Origin of the sequence: Pseudomonas sp. WS 5059, from assembly GCF_012985525.1 — a bacterium.
GTDB lineage: Bacteria > Pseudomonadota > Gammaproteobacteria > Pseudomonadales > Pseudomonadaceae > Aquipseudomonas.
Window position 1 is genome coordinate 524,289 of record NZ_JAAQWO010000003.1, and the last position, 12,682, is coordinate 536,970.

13 protein-coding genes are annotated in these 12,682 nt (G+C 62.3%); 8 read left to right on the forward strand and 5 right to left on the reverse strand.

Annotation, left to right across the window (positions count from 1 at the left end):
- Positions 1-15 precede the first annotated feature (15 nt).
- The gene (gene madL, locus HBO12_RS11350) at positions 16-408 is read left to right on the forward strand and encodes a malonate transporter subunit MadL (protein ID WP_169953580.1); all 393 of its coding nucleotides are present in this window, start codon (positions 16-18) and stop codon (positions 406-408) included.
- Between the two features lie 5 nt (positions 409-413).
- Complete coding sequence (gene madM / locus HBO12_RS11355; protein WP_169953582.1) at positions 414-1,178, forward strand: malonate transporter subunit MadM; 765 nt, start codon at positions 414-416, stop codon at positions 1,176-1,178.
- A gap of 102 nt (positions 1,179-1,280) precedes the next feature.
- Here madM and HBO12_RS11360 read toward each other — a convergent pair whose 3' ends face one another.
- Positions 1,281-2,195: a LysR family transcriptional regulator gene (locus HBO12_RS11360; protein WP_170042163.1), complete on the reverse strand. Its 915-nt coding sequence runs from the start codon at positions 2,193-2,195 to the stop codon at positions 1,281-1,283.
- A 132-nt stretch (positions 2,196-2,327) separates the two neighbouring features.
- Here HBO12_RS11360 and trhA point away from each other — a divergent pair, with 132 nt between their 5' ends.
- Positions 2,328-2,945 (forward strand): PAQR family membrane homeostasis protein TrhA, encoded by a 618-nt coding sequence (gene trhA / locus HBO12_RS11365; RefSeq protein ID WP_170042164.1) that lies wholly within the window; start codon positions 2,328-2,330, stop codon positions 2,943-2,945.
- A gap of 95 nt (positions 2,946-3,040) precedes the next feature.
- On the opposite strand, the gene HBO12_RS11370 is transcribed toward trhA, so the two are convergent.
- Complete coding sequence (locus tag HBO12_RS11370) at positions 3,041-3,943, reverse strand: LysR family transcriptional regulator (protein WP_169953586.1); 903 nt, start codon at positions 3,941-3,943, stop codon at positions 3,041-3,043.
- A 106-nt stretch (positions 3,944-4,049) separates the two neighbouring features.
- Between HBO12_RS11370 and HBO12_RS11375 the strand changes: the two genes are divergently transcribed.
- The 3 genes from HBO12_RS11375 to HBO12_RS11385 are packed head-to-tail and all read left to right on the forward strand — an operon-like array spanning position 4,050 to position 6,581.
- Positions 4,050-5,291 (forward strand): D-amino acid dehydrogenase, encoded by a 1,242-nt coding sequence (locus HBO12_RS11375; RefSeq protein ID WP_169953588.1) that lies wholly within the window; start codon positions 4,050-4,052, stop codon positions 5,289-5,291.
- Positions 5,292-5,300: 9 nt separating this feature from the next.
- Positions 5,301-5,654: a RidA family protein gene (locus tag HBO12_RS11380; protein WP_169953590.1), complete on the forward strand. Its 354-nt coding sequence runs from the start codon at positions 5,301-5,303 to the stop codon at positions 5,652-5,654.
- Positions 5,655-5,678: 24 nt separating this feature from the next.
- Positions 5,679-6,581: a transporter substrate-binding domain-containing protein gene (locus HBO12_RS11385; protein WP_169953592.1), complete on the forward strand. Its 903-nt coding sequence runs from the start codon at positions 5,679-5,681 to the stop codon at positions 6,579-6,581.
- Between the two features lie 120 nt (positions 6,582-6,701).
- Here HBO12_RS11385 and HBO12_RS11390 read toward each other — a convergent pair whose 3' ends face one another.
- Positions 6,702-7,421, reverse strand: coding sequence for a 16S rRNA (uracil(1498)-N(3))-methyltransferase (locus HBO12_RS11390; protein WP_170042165.1), 720 nt, complete (start codon positions 7,419-7,421; stop codon positions 6,702-6,704).
- Positions 7,422-7,587: 166 nt separating this feature from the next.
- Positions 7,588-8,994 carry an adenosylmethionine--8-amino-7-oxononanoate transaminase gene (locus HBO12_RS11395; RefSeq protein ID WP_170042166.1) on the reverse strand — a complete coding sequence of 469 codons (1,407 nt, stop codon included), beginning with the start codon at positions 8,992-8,994 and terminating at the stop codon, positions 7,588-7,590.
- A 274-nt stretch (positions 8,995-9,268) separates the two neighbouring features.
- Between HBO12_RS11395 and HBO12_RS11400 the strand changes: the two genes are divergently transcribed.
- Entirely contained in the window at positions 9,269-9,820 is a 552-nt protein-coding gene (locus HBO12_RS11400) for a cytochrome b (RefSeq protein WP_169953598.1), read from the forward strand.
- A 32-nt stretch (positions 9,821-9,852) separates the two neighbouring features.
- Positions 9,853-10,431 (forward strand): YceI family protein, encoded by a 579-nt coding sequence (locus HBO12_RS11405; protein WP_169953600.1) that lies wholly within the window; start codon positions 9,853-9,855, stop codon positions 10,429-10,431.
- 231 nt (positions 10,432-10,662) lie between these two features.
- Here HBO12_RS11405 and HBO12_RS11410 read toward each other — a convergent pair whose 3' ends face one another.
- A complete protein-coding gene (locus HBO12_RS11410; RefSeq protein ID WP_057440348.1) occupies positions 10,663-12,543 on the reverse strand; it encodes a DEAD/DEAH box helicase in 1,881 nt (626 codons plus the stop codon).
- Positions 12,544-12,682 lie beyond the last annotated feature (139 nt).

The window sequence follows — 12,682 nt, forward strand, 5'->3', positions numbered from 1 at the left end:
AAGAGGACTACCAGCATGATTATTTACGGTGTGGCGTTTCTGGCCCTGTGTACCCTGGCGGGCCTGTTCGTCGGCGAGCTATTGGGCAAATGGATGGGCATCCCGGCCAACGTCGGCGGGGTGGGGATCGCGATGTTGCTGCTGATCGGCCTGGGCAGTTACCTCGCCAAGCGTGGCCTGTTTACCGGCAAATCCGAGCAGGGCGTGAGCTTCTGGGCGGCGGTGTACATTCCCATTGTGGTGGCCATGGCGGCCCAGCAAAACGTGTATGGCGCGATCAGTGGCGGCCCGATGGCGATCCTCGCCGGCACCAGCGCGGTGGTGGTGGCATTTGCCCTGGTGCCGGTGCTGGTGCGCATCGGCAAGCGTGAGCCGGAAGCGGTTGTCACTCCCAAGTCGGCAGGGTGAGCGCCATGTACGAATCCTTGATGAAAGTCATCACCGGCTACGGCCTGATCAGCGGTTTTGCGGTGATCGGCCTGACCATGTGGGTGTCCTACTGGATCAGCGACACCTTCACCAAAGGCCGCCTGCATGGTTCGGCCATCGCGATCCTGCTGGGGCTGGTGCTGTCCTATGTGGGTGGTGCGTTTACCGGCGGGGCCAAGGGCGTGGTGGATATCCCGTTGCTGTCGGGCATCGGCCTGCTGGGCGGGGCGATGCTGCGGGACTTTGCCATCGTGGCCACCGCGTTTGGGGTGAGCGTCGATGAGCTCAAGCGTGCTGGATATGTGGGGGTGCTGGCGTTGTTTGTCGGCGTTGGTTCGTCGTTTATCGCAGGCGTCGGAGTGGCCATGGCGTTTGGTTATACCGATGCGGTGAGCCTGACCACCATCGGCGCCGGGGCCGTGACCTACATCGTCGGGCCGGTGACCGGGGCGGCGATTGGCGCCAGTTCCGAGGTGATGGCGCTGTCCATCGCGGCGGGGTTGATCAAGGCCATTCTGGTGATGGTGATGACCCCGTTCGTCGCCCCGCTGATTGGCCTGAACAGCCCGCGCAGTGCGGTGATCTTCGGCGGGCTGATGGGCACCTCCAGCGGCGTGGCCGGTGGGCTGGCGGCGACTGATCCGAAGCTGGTGCCTTATGGCTGCCTGACGGCGGCGTTTTATACGGCGCTGGGGTGTTTGTTGGGGCCTTCGTTGTTGTTTTTGATCATGCGCGGGTTGGTGGGCTGATCGACCCTTTGTAGGATCCGGCTTGCCGGCGATGGCTGCCTTGGATGTGTCGCAAGGCGAATGGCCTGATCGCCGGCAAGTCGGCTCCTACAGGGGCAGTGTTCAACGTTGCCGATTGGCATACATCCGACACTCCGCCAACAACGCCAGCAAGTTCGGATCGCGCTCCTTGGCCTTCAAGAACACCACGCCAATGTGCTGCTGCAACCGGTAGCGTGGTTGCAGCGGGATCAGCTTGACCCGGTTCTCATACACCGCCGCGATCCTTCCCGGCAGCAGCGCATAGCCAACGCCCGAGCTGACCATGCTCAGCAGGGTAAAGATATCGTTGACCTGCATCGCCACCTTCGGCTCGAAGCCTGCCTGCTTGAACACCCGTGCGCCGTCCTGGTGGGTGGCGAAGCCTTGGGTCAGGGTGATGAAGGTGGCATCGCGCACCTGGGCCAGGTCGATTTCCTGTTCGCGATCCAGGGGCGAGTCGGCGGGGGTGGCGAGGAAGATATCGTCGCAAAACAGCTGGATCTGCGCGCAATCCGGCTCGACGGCCTGGTCGTCGAGGGAGATCAGGATCGCGTCGACTTCCATGTTTTTGAGCTTGTACATCAGGTCGACGTTGGAGCCCAGGATCAGGTCGATATTGAGCTCGCTACGCCTGATTTTCAGACCCATGATCAGTTGCGGCACGGTCTTGACCGTCAGCGAATACAGAGCGCCGAGCTTGAAACGCTCGGCGGAGAAACCGGCGGCTTCGCGGGTCAGGCGCACGCTGTCGACCACATCCTGTACCAGCTTCTGCGCGCGCTCTTCGAGGATGTAGGCGCTTTCCAGGGGGGTGAGGTTGCGCCCTTCGTGCTTGAACAGCGGGCAGCGCAGTGCGTTTTCCAGGGAGTGGATGGCCCGGTGCACGCTGACATTGCTGGTCTGCAACTCGGCGGCGGCACGGGCCAGGTTGCCGGTGCGCATGAAGGCCAGGAAGATTTCCAGTTTCTTGAGGGTAAATTCTTCGTCGATCAGCATGGCGATGACTCTTATTCGAATGCGTTCGATTGTGCCCTTAAAGCGCCGCAACCGTCATAACGGTCTTGCACTCTCGCCTGTCAGGCCTGAGCCTTATGGGGTAGATGCAGCAGTTTTGGAGGTCGGCGACACATGTATCACGGAGAACGATTCAACGCCTGGAGCCATTTGCTCGGCGCCGTGGCAGCCTTTATCGGCGCGGTGTGGATGCTGGTGGTGGCGAGCATGGACGGCAGCCCGTGGAAGATCGTCAGCGTGGCGATCTACGGTTTTACGCTGCTGGTGCTGTATAGCGCCTCGACGGTGTATCACAGCGTGCGCGGGCGCAAGAAAGCGATCATGCAGAAGGTCGACCACTTTTCGATCTATCTGCTGATTGCCGGCAGCTACACCCCGTTTTGCCTGGTGACCCTGAACGGGCCGTGGGGCTGGACGCTGTTCGGGATTGTCTGGGGGCTGGCGGTGATCGGGATCTTGCAGGAGATCAAGCCGCGCTCCGAGGCGCGCATATTGTCGATTGTGATTTATGCGGTGATGGGTTGGATTGTGTTGGTGGCGGTCAAACCGTTGATTGCCGCGCTGGGCATGGACGGGTTTATCTGGCTGGCGTCGGGTGGGGTGTTGTACACGGTGGGGATTATCTTCTTTGCCCTGGAACACCGTTTAAGGCACTCCCACGGGATCTGGCATCTGTTTGTGATTGGCGGCAGCCTGCTGCATTTTGTGGCGATCATGCGCTACGTGCTCTGACGCACCTCTGTAGGAGCCGGCTTGCCGGCGATGGCGTCAGCAAGGTTGGCGCAAGACTTGATGGCCTCATCGCCGGCAAGCCGGCTCCTACAGGTTTAGAGGCGGTCTAGCTGCTCCTGGGCACGGCTGCCAAAGATCTCCAGCAGGCTCGCCAACATATGCGGCGGTGGCTCGTCGGCGCGGGTCAGGGCATACAGGGTGATGGGCAGCGGTGGGGCCAGGGGGCGGATGCAGGTGCTGTCGGTGGATGCGCCCAGCGCGGTGAAGGGGTCGATCACCGCCAGGCCGGCGCCGGACTCCACCATGGCCCGGGCCAGGGAGTAGGTCTGCACCGAGATCCGCACGCGCGGCGGTGGTTCGACCGCTTCCAGATAGCTGTCGAGCCGCGCCGACAGCGGGTCGGCACTCGACAGGCCAATCAACGGCGTGCCCGCCAGGGCCATCAAGGGCAGGGGTTTGCCCAGTTCCGCCGCCGGCCAGAAACCCCGTGGTGCCAGGGCCACCAATACGCCGTGGGCCAATGCCTGTGCCTTGAGCCCCGGATGGTCCGGGGACTTGAGGGTCAGCGCCACATCCATCTCGCGCATCAACAGGTTTTGCACCAGCTCGCGGCTGTGGGCGCTGGACAGTTCGCAGGCGATGTCCGGGTAGCGTTGGGTCCACTCGCCAATCGCCGGCGGCAGCAGTGACAAGGCCAGGGCCGGCGTGGCGCCAATGCGCAAGCTTTGGCCGGGCGCGCGCCGCAGGTTCTGCGCCAGGCGCCGCACGCCTTGCAGGCTTTCGCTGACCTTATCGACTTCGCGCTCCAGGGCCAGGGCTTCCGGGGTGGGCTGCAGCTTGCCGCGTATGCGCAGGAACAGCGGGAAGCCCAGTTGCAGCTCGGCATGTTGCAGCACCTTGGTCACCGCCGGTTGCGAGACATGCAGCAACTGCGCGGCGGCACTGACCGAGCCGGTCTGGCGGATGGCCTGGAAGATTTCGATATGACGCAAGCGCATGACGAGTCCATAACCTTTGTTTATAGGTGGCCCATCTTTATTCATTGTCCGGCGCCTGTCACCTGCCCCTACCCTTGGACGCTCATTACAACGCTTGGGAATCGATATGGCTGAGCAGGTTTGCATCATTGGCGGTGGGGTCATCGGTCTGGCGAGCGCCTATGCCCTGGTGCGCGCCGGCATGGACGTGACGGTGGTCGAAGCCCGCGACAGCCTGGGCAGCGAGACCAGCTTTGCCAATGGCGGCCAGTTGTCCTATCGCTACGTTGCGCCGCTGGCGGACAAAGGCGTGCCGTTGCAAGCCATTGGCTGGCTGCTGCGTGGTGATTCGCCATTGAAGCTGCGCCCGCGCCTGGACCCGGCGCAATGGCGTTGGATGGCCTCCTTCCTTGGCGCCTGCCGGGCATCGGTCAACAAGCGCAACGCCGGGCACTTGCTGCGCCTGGCCACCCTGAGCCAGGGCACCTTGCAGCAATGGCGCGAAGAAGACGGGCTGGACGGCTTCGACTGGAAACGTAACGGCAAGCTGGTGACATTTCGCAGCCATCACACCTTCGAGCACGCTCGCAACAAGGTGCTCGATTGCCTGCAACAGCAAGTGCTGTCGGCGGCCGATTGCACGCGGCTGGAGCCGACCCTGGGGGCCAGGGATTTTGTCGGAGGTATCTACACGCCCAATGAAGAAGTGGCGGACTGTCATGGCTTCTGCCAGCAGTTGGCGGCGCGCCTGCAAGCGTCGGGCCGGTGCCGGTTTGTGCTGGGGCGCAAGGTCACCGGTATCCGCCATGCCAACGGCACCGTGCAGGCGATTGAGTTGGGTGACGAGGTGATGCCGGTGCAGCACCTGGTGCTGGCGGCGGGAGTACGCAGCCCCGAGTTGGCCTTGCCGGGCATCGCATTGCCGCTGTATCCGCTCAAGGGCTACAGCCTGAGCGTGCCGATTGGCGCGCAGCACGCCGCGCCGAACATCAGCATCACCGACTATGACCGCAAGATCGTTTACGCGCGGATCGGCGAACAACTGCGGGTGGCGGCGATGGTCGATATCGTCGGCTTCGATAAGGGCCTTGAGCCCAAGCGCCTGGCCCTGATCAAGCGCCAGGCCAGTGAGACGTTCCCCTTGGCCGGCGATTACAGCCAGGCCATCGAATGGGCCGGCATGCGCCCGGCCACCCCCAGCGGCGTGCCGCTGATTGGTGCCAGCGTGTACCGCAACCTGTGGCTCAACCTCGGCCACGGCGCCCTGGGTTTCACCCTGGCCTGCGGCAGCGGCCAGGTGTTGGCCGAACTGATCGGCCAGCACACTCCTTCCATTGATATGCAGGGCCTAGCGCCCCGCGCCGCATAGGACAGCGCAATGACCATCACCCGGATCAACAGCAATAGTCGCCTGTCGGGCGCCGTGACTTTCCAGGACCTGGTCTTCCTTTCCGGCCAGGTGCCGGGCGACGGCCAGGACGTCAGTACCCAGACCCACGAGGTGCTGGCCAAGATTGATGCGCTGCTGGCCGAAGCCGGCAGCGACAAGGATCATCTGCTCAACGCGACGATCTACCTGAAAAACATTCAGGAGGGTTTTGCGCCGATGAATGATGTCTGGTGCGCCTGGCTCACGCCCGGCCAGGCACCGACCCGTACCACCCTGCAGGCGGAACTGGCACGCCCCAGTGTGCTGGTGGAAATCAGCGTCATCGCTGTACGCCGCCCATAACAAGAAAACCAACGGAGAATAACAATGCAAAAAATCACGTTGATCGGCACGGCCCTCGGGCTGTTACTGGCGGCCCAGGCCCAGGCCAATGAAGCGCCGCTGGTGGGCACCCTGGCCAAGGTCGCGAATGCCAAGAGCATCACCCTGGGCTATCGCGATGCGTCGGTGCCGTTTTCCTATGTCGGCGACCACACCGGCAAACCCATGGGCTACTCGGTGGACCTGGCGAGCAAGATTGTCGAGCGCATCCAACAGAAGATCGGCGTGCCCCAGCTCAACGTGAAGTACAACCTGGTCACCTCCCAGACCCGTATTCCGTTGGTGATCAACGGCACCGTCGACCTGGAGTGCGGCTCCACCGGGGTGACGGCCGAGCGGCAGAAGCAGGTGGCGTTTTCCTATGGCTTTATCTACGTCAAGGGCCAGTTGCTCACCGCCAACGACAGCGGTATCCAGCGCTTCGCCGACCTGCGCGGCAAGAACGTGGTGACCACTGCCGGCACCACCAACGAGCGGTTCCTCAAGAGCTACAACCACGAGCACAAGCTGGATATGTCGGTGATCAGCGCCAAGGATCACGGCGAGGCGTTCCAGATGTTGCAATCGGGCCGGGCCGTGGCGTTCTACATGGACGATGCGTTGCTCTACGGCGAGCGTGCCAAGGCCAAGGACCCGCACAAGTGGGTGGTGGTGGGCGAGGAGCAGTCGCGGGAAATCTACAGCTGCATGGTGCGCAAGGACGACCCGCAGTTTCTGGCGGTGGTCAACGAAACGTTGGGCGAGCTGTACAGCTCGGGGGAAATCAACGGGATCTACCAGCGCTGGTTTGAACAGCCGATCCCGCCGAAGGGCTTGAACCTGGAGTTCCCCATGACCAGCGAGCTGAAGGCGATCATTGCCAAGCCGGTGAGTGATCCGGTGGAATAAAACACCCAGCCTGTAGGCGCCGGCTTGCCGGCGATGAGGCCCGCAAGTCTTGCGCAGGCCTTGATGCCGCCATCGCAGGCAAGCCAGCTCCTACAGTTTGATTGGGTTTGCAACGTGGGGTTAGAAGTCGCCCCACAGTTGTTGCGCGACGGCCAGCGCAACTACGGGCGCCGTCTCGGTGCGCAACACCCGCGGCCCCAGGCGTGCGGCGTGGAAGCCAGCGCCTTGCGCGGTCTGGACTTCGCCATCGGTCAAGCCACCCTCCGGCCCGATCAAAAACGCCAGGCTCGATGGCTTGGCATGGCTCACCAGCGGCTCGGCCACCGGGTGCAGCACCAGCTTCAAATCCGCCTCGGCCTGTTTCAACCAATCGGCCAGCAACAGCGGTGGGTGAATCACCGGCACCGTAGAGCGGCCGCATTGCTCACAGGCGCTGATTGCGACCTGGCGCCAGTGCAGCAGGCGTTTGTCGGCACGTTCGTCCTTGAGGCGCACTTCGCAGCGCTCGCTGAAGATCGGCGTGATGGCATTGACCCCAAGCTCGGTGGCTTTCTGGATGGCCCAGTCCATGCGCTCGCCACGGGACAGGCCCTGGCCCAGATGAATGTGCAGTGGCGACTCGACCTGGCCGGCGAAGGCTTCGGTCAGTTGCACCGTCACGCGTTTTTTCCCGACTTCCAGCAGGCTGCCGCGAAATTCCTGGCCAGAGCCGTCGAACAGTTGCACGGCATCGCCTTCGTTCATGCGCAGCACACGGCTGATGTAGTGCGCCTGGGCTTCGGGCAATTCGTGGTCGCCAAGGCTTAGCGGGGTATCGGTGAAAAAACGCGACAGTCTCATTTCTGTTCTCTGCAAATAATGTGTGTGTTGCTATGCAGCGGGAGCGACGGCGTACTGTAGGAGCCGGCGTGCCGGCGATGGAGGTCAACGATAACGAGGGGGCCTGGATGAACGCGGCGCTCTCACGTTTTTCGCCGGCAAGCCGGCTCCTACAGGGGGCTGAGGGTTAGCCGGGGTCGCGAAAGCCTGGGTGGAAGTCCTTGGGCACGGCCACGCTGACTTTGCTGTTGGTGGCGATATCAATGCCCTCGGTGGCCACTTCGGCGAGGAAGTCGATCTGCTCCGGGGTAATCACATACGGCGGCAGGAAATACACCACGCTGCCTAGCGGGCGCAGCAGCGCGCCGCGTTCCAGGGCATGCTCGAACACTTTCAGGCCGCGCCGTTCCTGCCAGGGGTAGGCGGTCTTGGTGGGCTTGTCCTGTACCATCTCGATGGCCAGCACCATGCCGGTCTGGCGCACTTCCGAGACATGGGGGTGGTCTACCAGGTGCGCGGTGGCGGTGGTCATGCGCTGGGCCAGGGCCTTGTTGTTCTCGATGACGTTGTCTTCTTCGAAGATATCCAGGGTCGCCAGGGCTGCCGCACAGGCCAGCGGGTTGCCGGTGTAGCTGTGGGAGTGCAGGAAGGCGCGCAGGGTCGGATAGTCGTCGTAGAAGGCGCTGTACACATCTTCGGTGGTGACCACGGCGGCCAGCGGCAGGTAGCCGCCGGTCAGGGCCTTGGACAGGCACAGGAAATCCGGGCGGATGCCCGCCTGCTCACAGGCAAACATGCTGCCGGTACGGCCGAAGCCCACGGCGATTTCATCGTGGATCAGGTGCACGCCATACCGGTCGCAGGCTTCGCGCAGCAGCTTGAGGTATACCGGGTGGTACATGCGCATGCCACCGGCACCCTGGATCAGTGGTTCGACGATCACGGCGGCGACGCTGTCGTGGTTGTCCGCCAGGGTCTGTTCCATGGCCTGGAACATATTGCGCGAGTGCTCTTCCCAGCTCATGCCTGCGGGGCGCAGGTAGCAGTCCGGGCTTGGCACCTTGATGGTGTCCAGCAGCAGCGCCTTGTAGGTCTCGGTGAACAGCGGCACATCACCGACCGACATCGCGGCGATGGTTTCGCCGTGGTAGCTGTTGGTCAGGGTGACAAAGCGCTTTTTGTTCGGCTGGCCGCGGTTGAGCCAATAGTGAAAGCTCATCTTCAGCGCGACTTCGATGCACGACGAGCCATTGTCGGCGTAGAAGCAGCGGGTCAGGCCTTCGGGGGTGATCTTGACCAGGCGCTCGGACAGCTCGATCACCGGCTGGTGGCTGAAGCCGGCGAGGATCACGTGCTCCAGTTGGTCCACCTGATCCTTGATGCGCTGGTTGATACGCGGGTTGGCGTGGCCGAACACGTTGACCCACCACGAGCTGACGGCATCGAGGTAGCGCTTGCCTTCGAAGTCTTCCAGCCATACGCCTTCACCGCGCTTGATCGGTACCAGCGGCAGTTGCTGGTGGTCTTTCATCTGGGTGCAGGGATGCCACAGCACCGCCAGATCGCGTTGCATCCACTGGTTGTTCAAGCCCATCTTTTAGTCTCCTCGAAGCGCTGCCGTGACCCGCGCAGGCAAAACAATCGCGCAAGCCTATGCAATGGTGGGCTGTGTCACAACCCATGAACGGTGAATTGGCAGTAAATGCAGGACGGTCTGTCACGTTTGTGCTCAATAGTCCTTAATCCCTAGTTAATTTACTGTTCATAGGCTCAACATCGGATAAATCGATATTTCAAAGCGAAATTTTCGGCTTTATATCGATAGGTAACACGCTAGTCTTGGACACGGCTCTTACAGGATTTGGGGAATGCAACTACGAAACACATCGGCCCGCTACGGCTGGGTCAGCATTGTTATCCACTGGAGTGTGGCCCTGGTGGTGTTTGGCCTGTTCGCGCTGGGCCTGTGGATGGTCGGCCTCGACTACTACAGCCTATGGCGCAAAGATGCACCGGACTTGCACAAAAGCATTGGTATTACGTTGTTTGCGGTGATGTTGGTGCGCATTGTCTGGCGCCTGCTCAGCCCACCACCGCCGCCACTGGCCAGCTATAGCCGCATGACCCGGATCGGCGCGGCGTTTGGCCACGCGTTCCTGTATCTCGGGCTGTTTGCCGTGATGATTGCCGGCTACCTGATTTCCACCGCAGACGGTGTCGGGATCCCGGTGTTTGGCCTGTTTGAAATTCCTGCCGTGGTTTCCGGTCTACCGGACCAGGCAGACGTAGCTGGGCTGGTGCATTTGTACCTGGCCTGGGTACTGGTGGTGTTTGCCGGCCTGCATGGCGTGGCCGCGTTGAAGCACCACTTCATTGATCGTGACGCGACCCTGGTTCGTATGCTGGGGCGCAAAGCCTGATGTTCAACCTCGACTCACAAGGAATAGAAAGCATGTTGAAAAAGACTCTCGCCGCTCTGGCAATTGGTTCTGCTCTGCTGTCTGCTGGTCAGGTGATGGCTGCTGATTACAAGATCGACAAGGAAGGCCAGCATGCCTTCATCGATTGGAAAATCAGCCACCTGGGCTACAGCTACATCCACGGTACCTTCAAGGACTGGGATGGTACGTTCAGCTGGGATGCCGCCAAGCCTGAAGCGAGCAAAATCGCCGTCGACGTGAAAACCGCCAGCCTGTGGTCCAACCACGCTGAACGTGACAAGCACATCGCCAGCAAGGACTTCCTGGACGTTGGCAAGTTCGCCGATGCCAAGTTCGTTTCGACCGCAGTTAAACCAACCGGCGAAAAAACTGCTGACGTGACCGGCGACCTGACCTTCCACGGTGTGACCAAGCCTGTGACCTTCAAGGCCACGTTCAACGGTGAAGGCAAGGATCCATGGGGCGGCGAACGTGCTGGCTTCAACGCCAAGACTACGCTGAACCTGAATGACTTCGGCATCAAAGGCCCTGGCCCGACTTCCCAGACCGTGGACCTGGACATCTCGCTGGAAGGTGTCAAAGCGAAGTAAATTCGCAGGCTGCATAAAAAAACCGGATCGTGAGATCCGGTTTTTTTATGCAGCCTGGAATACGGTCAATGTAGGAGCTGGCTTGCCTGCGATAGCGGCAGGTCAGCCACCTGCGATGCAGGCTGAAATTCCGTCATCGCAGGCAAGCCAGCTCCCACAGTTGATCGATGTCGAGTCCAAAAAAATGCCCCGGATCTTTCGATTCGGGGCATTTTTATGGCGCTTTGAAAATCAGCGGTTGCGGGTCAGCAACGCTGGTTTTTCACCACGAGGGCGGCCTGGCAGTTGATCCAACTGCTCAGGTGTCGGGAAGCGATCGCTTTTCGACTCCTTGTGGATGATCTTCGGCGTGGTGCCGCTGCGCGGGTTCTGCACGGCAGGTTCCGAGGCGCGTGGCTGCTCATCACGCGCAGGGCGGCGGTTGCGCGACTCTTCGCGACGGGCCTGGCCGTCACGCGGAGCGCCGTTGCGCGGGCCATTGCGCTTGGCAGGCGGGGTGCCAGTGGTGGCGCCGTTGCTGCTGCGTGGACCGTTCTGGCGACCCTGCGGCTGGCCGCCGGTGCGCGGAGCACCTGCACCAGCGCCCGGTGCCGGGGCACCTGGGCGGCGACCACGGCCTTGGGCCGGCTTGGCCTGGGGCACGTAGTCGACGCGGTTGCCGAAGTTATCCACGTCGTCGTCGAGGAACTCGTCCGGTGCGCGGTCGGCTGCGGCGCGTGGCGGCTGGCTCGGCTGGCGCTGTTCGCGGGCCGGGGTGCCTTCACGGGGCTTTTGCTCACGGGCTGGGCGTTCGCCACGGCCGTTGGTAGGCGCCTTGTCCTTGCCGCCCTTGTCCTTGCCTTTGTCGCGACGACCACCGCCACCACCGCCGCCGTTCGGGCCATCGCCCTTGGGACCACGTGGGTTGCGTGGGTTACGCACATCCGGACGCTCGCGCACTTCCGGTTTTTCGGCTTCCACGGTGCTGGCATCGAAGCCCATCAGGTCGCCGTCGGCGATTTTCTGCTTGGTCATGCGCTCGATGCTTTTCAGCAGTTTCTCTTCATCCGGGGCGACCAGGGAAATGGCCTCGCCCGAACGACCGGCACGGCCAGTACGGCCGATACGGTGCACATAGTCTTCATCGACGTTTGGCAGCTCGAAGTTGACCACGTGCGGCAGTTGGTCGATATCCAGGCCGCGGGCGGCGATATCGGTGGCGACCAGGATCCGTACGGAGCCGGCCTTGAAGTCGGCCAGGGCCTTGGTCCGCGCGTTCTGGCTCTTGTTGCCGTGGATGGCGACGGCGGTGAGGCCGTGCTTGTCCAGGTACTCGGCCAGGCGGTTGGCGCCGTGCTTGGTGCGGGTGAACACCAGCACCTGTTCCCAGGCGCCAGCGGTGATCAGGTGGGCCAACAGCGAGCGCTTGTGGCTGGCTGGCAGGCGGAACACCCGCTGCTCGATACGCTCGACCGTGGTGTTGGGCGGCGTGACCTCGATGCGCTCGGGGTTGTGCAGCAGCTTGCCGGCGAGGGCGGTGATGTCGTTGGAGAACGTTGCCGAGAACAGCAGGTTCTGACGCTTGGCCGGCAGGCGCGCGAGGACTTTCTTCACGTCATGGACAAAGCCCATGTCGAGCATACGGTCGGCTTCGTCCAGCACGAGGATTTCCACGTGGGACAGATCGACGCTGCCTTGGCCGCACAGGTCGAGCAAACGACCAGGGCAGGCGACCAGCACGTCAACCCCGCGGGACATGGCCTGAACCTGTGGGTTCATGCCGACGCCGCCGAAGATGCAGGCGCTGACGAACTTCAGGTCGCGAGCGTACAGCTTGAAGCTGTCATGCACTTGTGCGGCGAGTTCGCGGGTAGGGGTCAGGACCAGTACGCGGGGTTGGCGCGGGCCGTGACGCTGGGATTTGTCCGGGTGACCGTTGGGGAACAACCGCTCCAGAATCGGGAGGGCGAAGCCGCCGGTTTTACCAGTACCTGTCTGAGCCGCGACCATCAGGTCGCGACCTTGCAACACGGCGGGAATAGCCCGCTGTTGCACCGGAGTAGGCTCGGTATAGCCCGCTGCCTCGATGGCGCGGACTAAAGCCTCGGAGAGACCGAGGGAAGCAAAGGACATGAGTAATCCTGTTTGTAGTTAGGGCTTGGCCCAAAGGGATAATCTTGCCGGGCGCGAATGGCGTTTAGAGGAACGCAACCCCGTCCGGTCCTGCTGGGGCTGGCAGGCACTCCAATGGCTCGCGCGGGCTGCAAAGCTG

Bases quoted from the DNA above. Each gene is read 5' to 3' on its own strand.
- madL (WP_169953580.1), top strand. From the start codon at position 16: ATGATTATTTACGGTGTGGCGTTTCTGGCCCTGTGTACCCTGGCGGGC.
- madM (WP_169953582.1), top strand. From the start codon at position 414: ATGTACGAATCCTTGATGAAAGTCATCACCGGCTACGGCCTGATCAGC.
- HBO12_RS11360 (WP_170042163.1), bottom strand. From the start codon at position 2,195: ATGCTGATCGACGAAGAATTTACCCTCAAGAAACTGGAAATCTTCCTG.
- trhA (WP_170042164.1), top strand. From the start codon at position 2,328: ATGTATCACGGAGAACGATTCAACGCCTGGAGCCATTTGCTCGGCGCC.
- HBO12_RS11370 (WP_169953586.1), bottom strand. From the start codon at position 3,943: ATGCGCTTGCGTCATATCGAAATCTTCCAGGCCATCCGCCAGACCGGC.
- HBO12_RS11375 (WP_169953588.1), top strand. From the start codon at position 4,050: ATGGCTGAGCAGGTTTGCATCATTGGCGGTGGGGTCATCGGTCTGGCG.
- HBO12_RS11380 (WP_169953590.1), top strand. From the start codon at position 5,301: ATGACCATCACCCGGATCAACAGCAATAGTCGCCTGTCGGGCGCCGTG.
- HBO12_RS11385 (WP_169953592.1), top strand. From the start codon at position 5,679: ATGCAAAAAATCACGTTGATCGGCACGGCCCTCGGGCTGTTACTGGCG.
- HBO12_RS11390 (WP_170042165.1), bottom strand. From the start codon at position 7,421: ATGAGACTGTCGCGTTTTTTCACCGATACCCCGCTAAGCCTTGGCGAC.
- HBO12_RS11395 (WP_170042166.1), bottom strand. From the start codon at position 8,994: ATGGGCTTGAACAACCAGTGGATGCAACGCGATCTGGCGGTGCTGTGG.
- HBO12_RS11400 (WP_169953598.1), top strand. From the start codon at position 9,269: ATGCAACTACGAAACACATCGGCCCGCTACGGCTGGGTCAGCATTGTT.
- HBO12_RS11405 (WP_169953600.1), top strand. From the start codon at position 9,853: ATGTTGAAAAAGACTCTCGCCGCTCTGGCAATTGGTTCTGCTCTGCTG.
- HBO12_RS11410 (WP_057440348.1), bottom strand. From the start codon at position 12,543: ATGTCCTTTGCTTCCCTCGGTCTCTCCGAGGCTTTAGTCCGCGCCATC.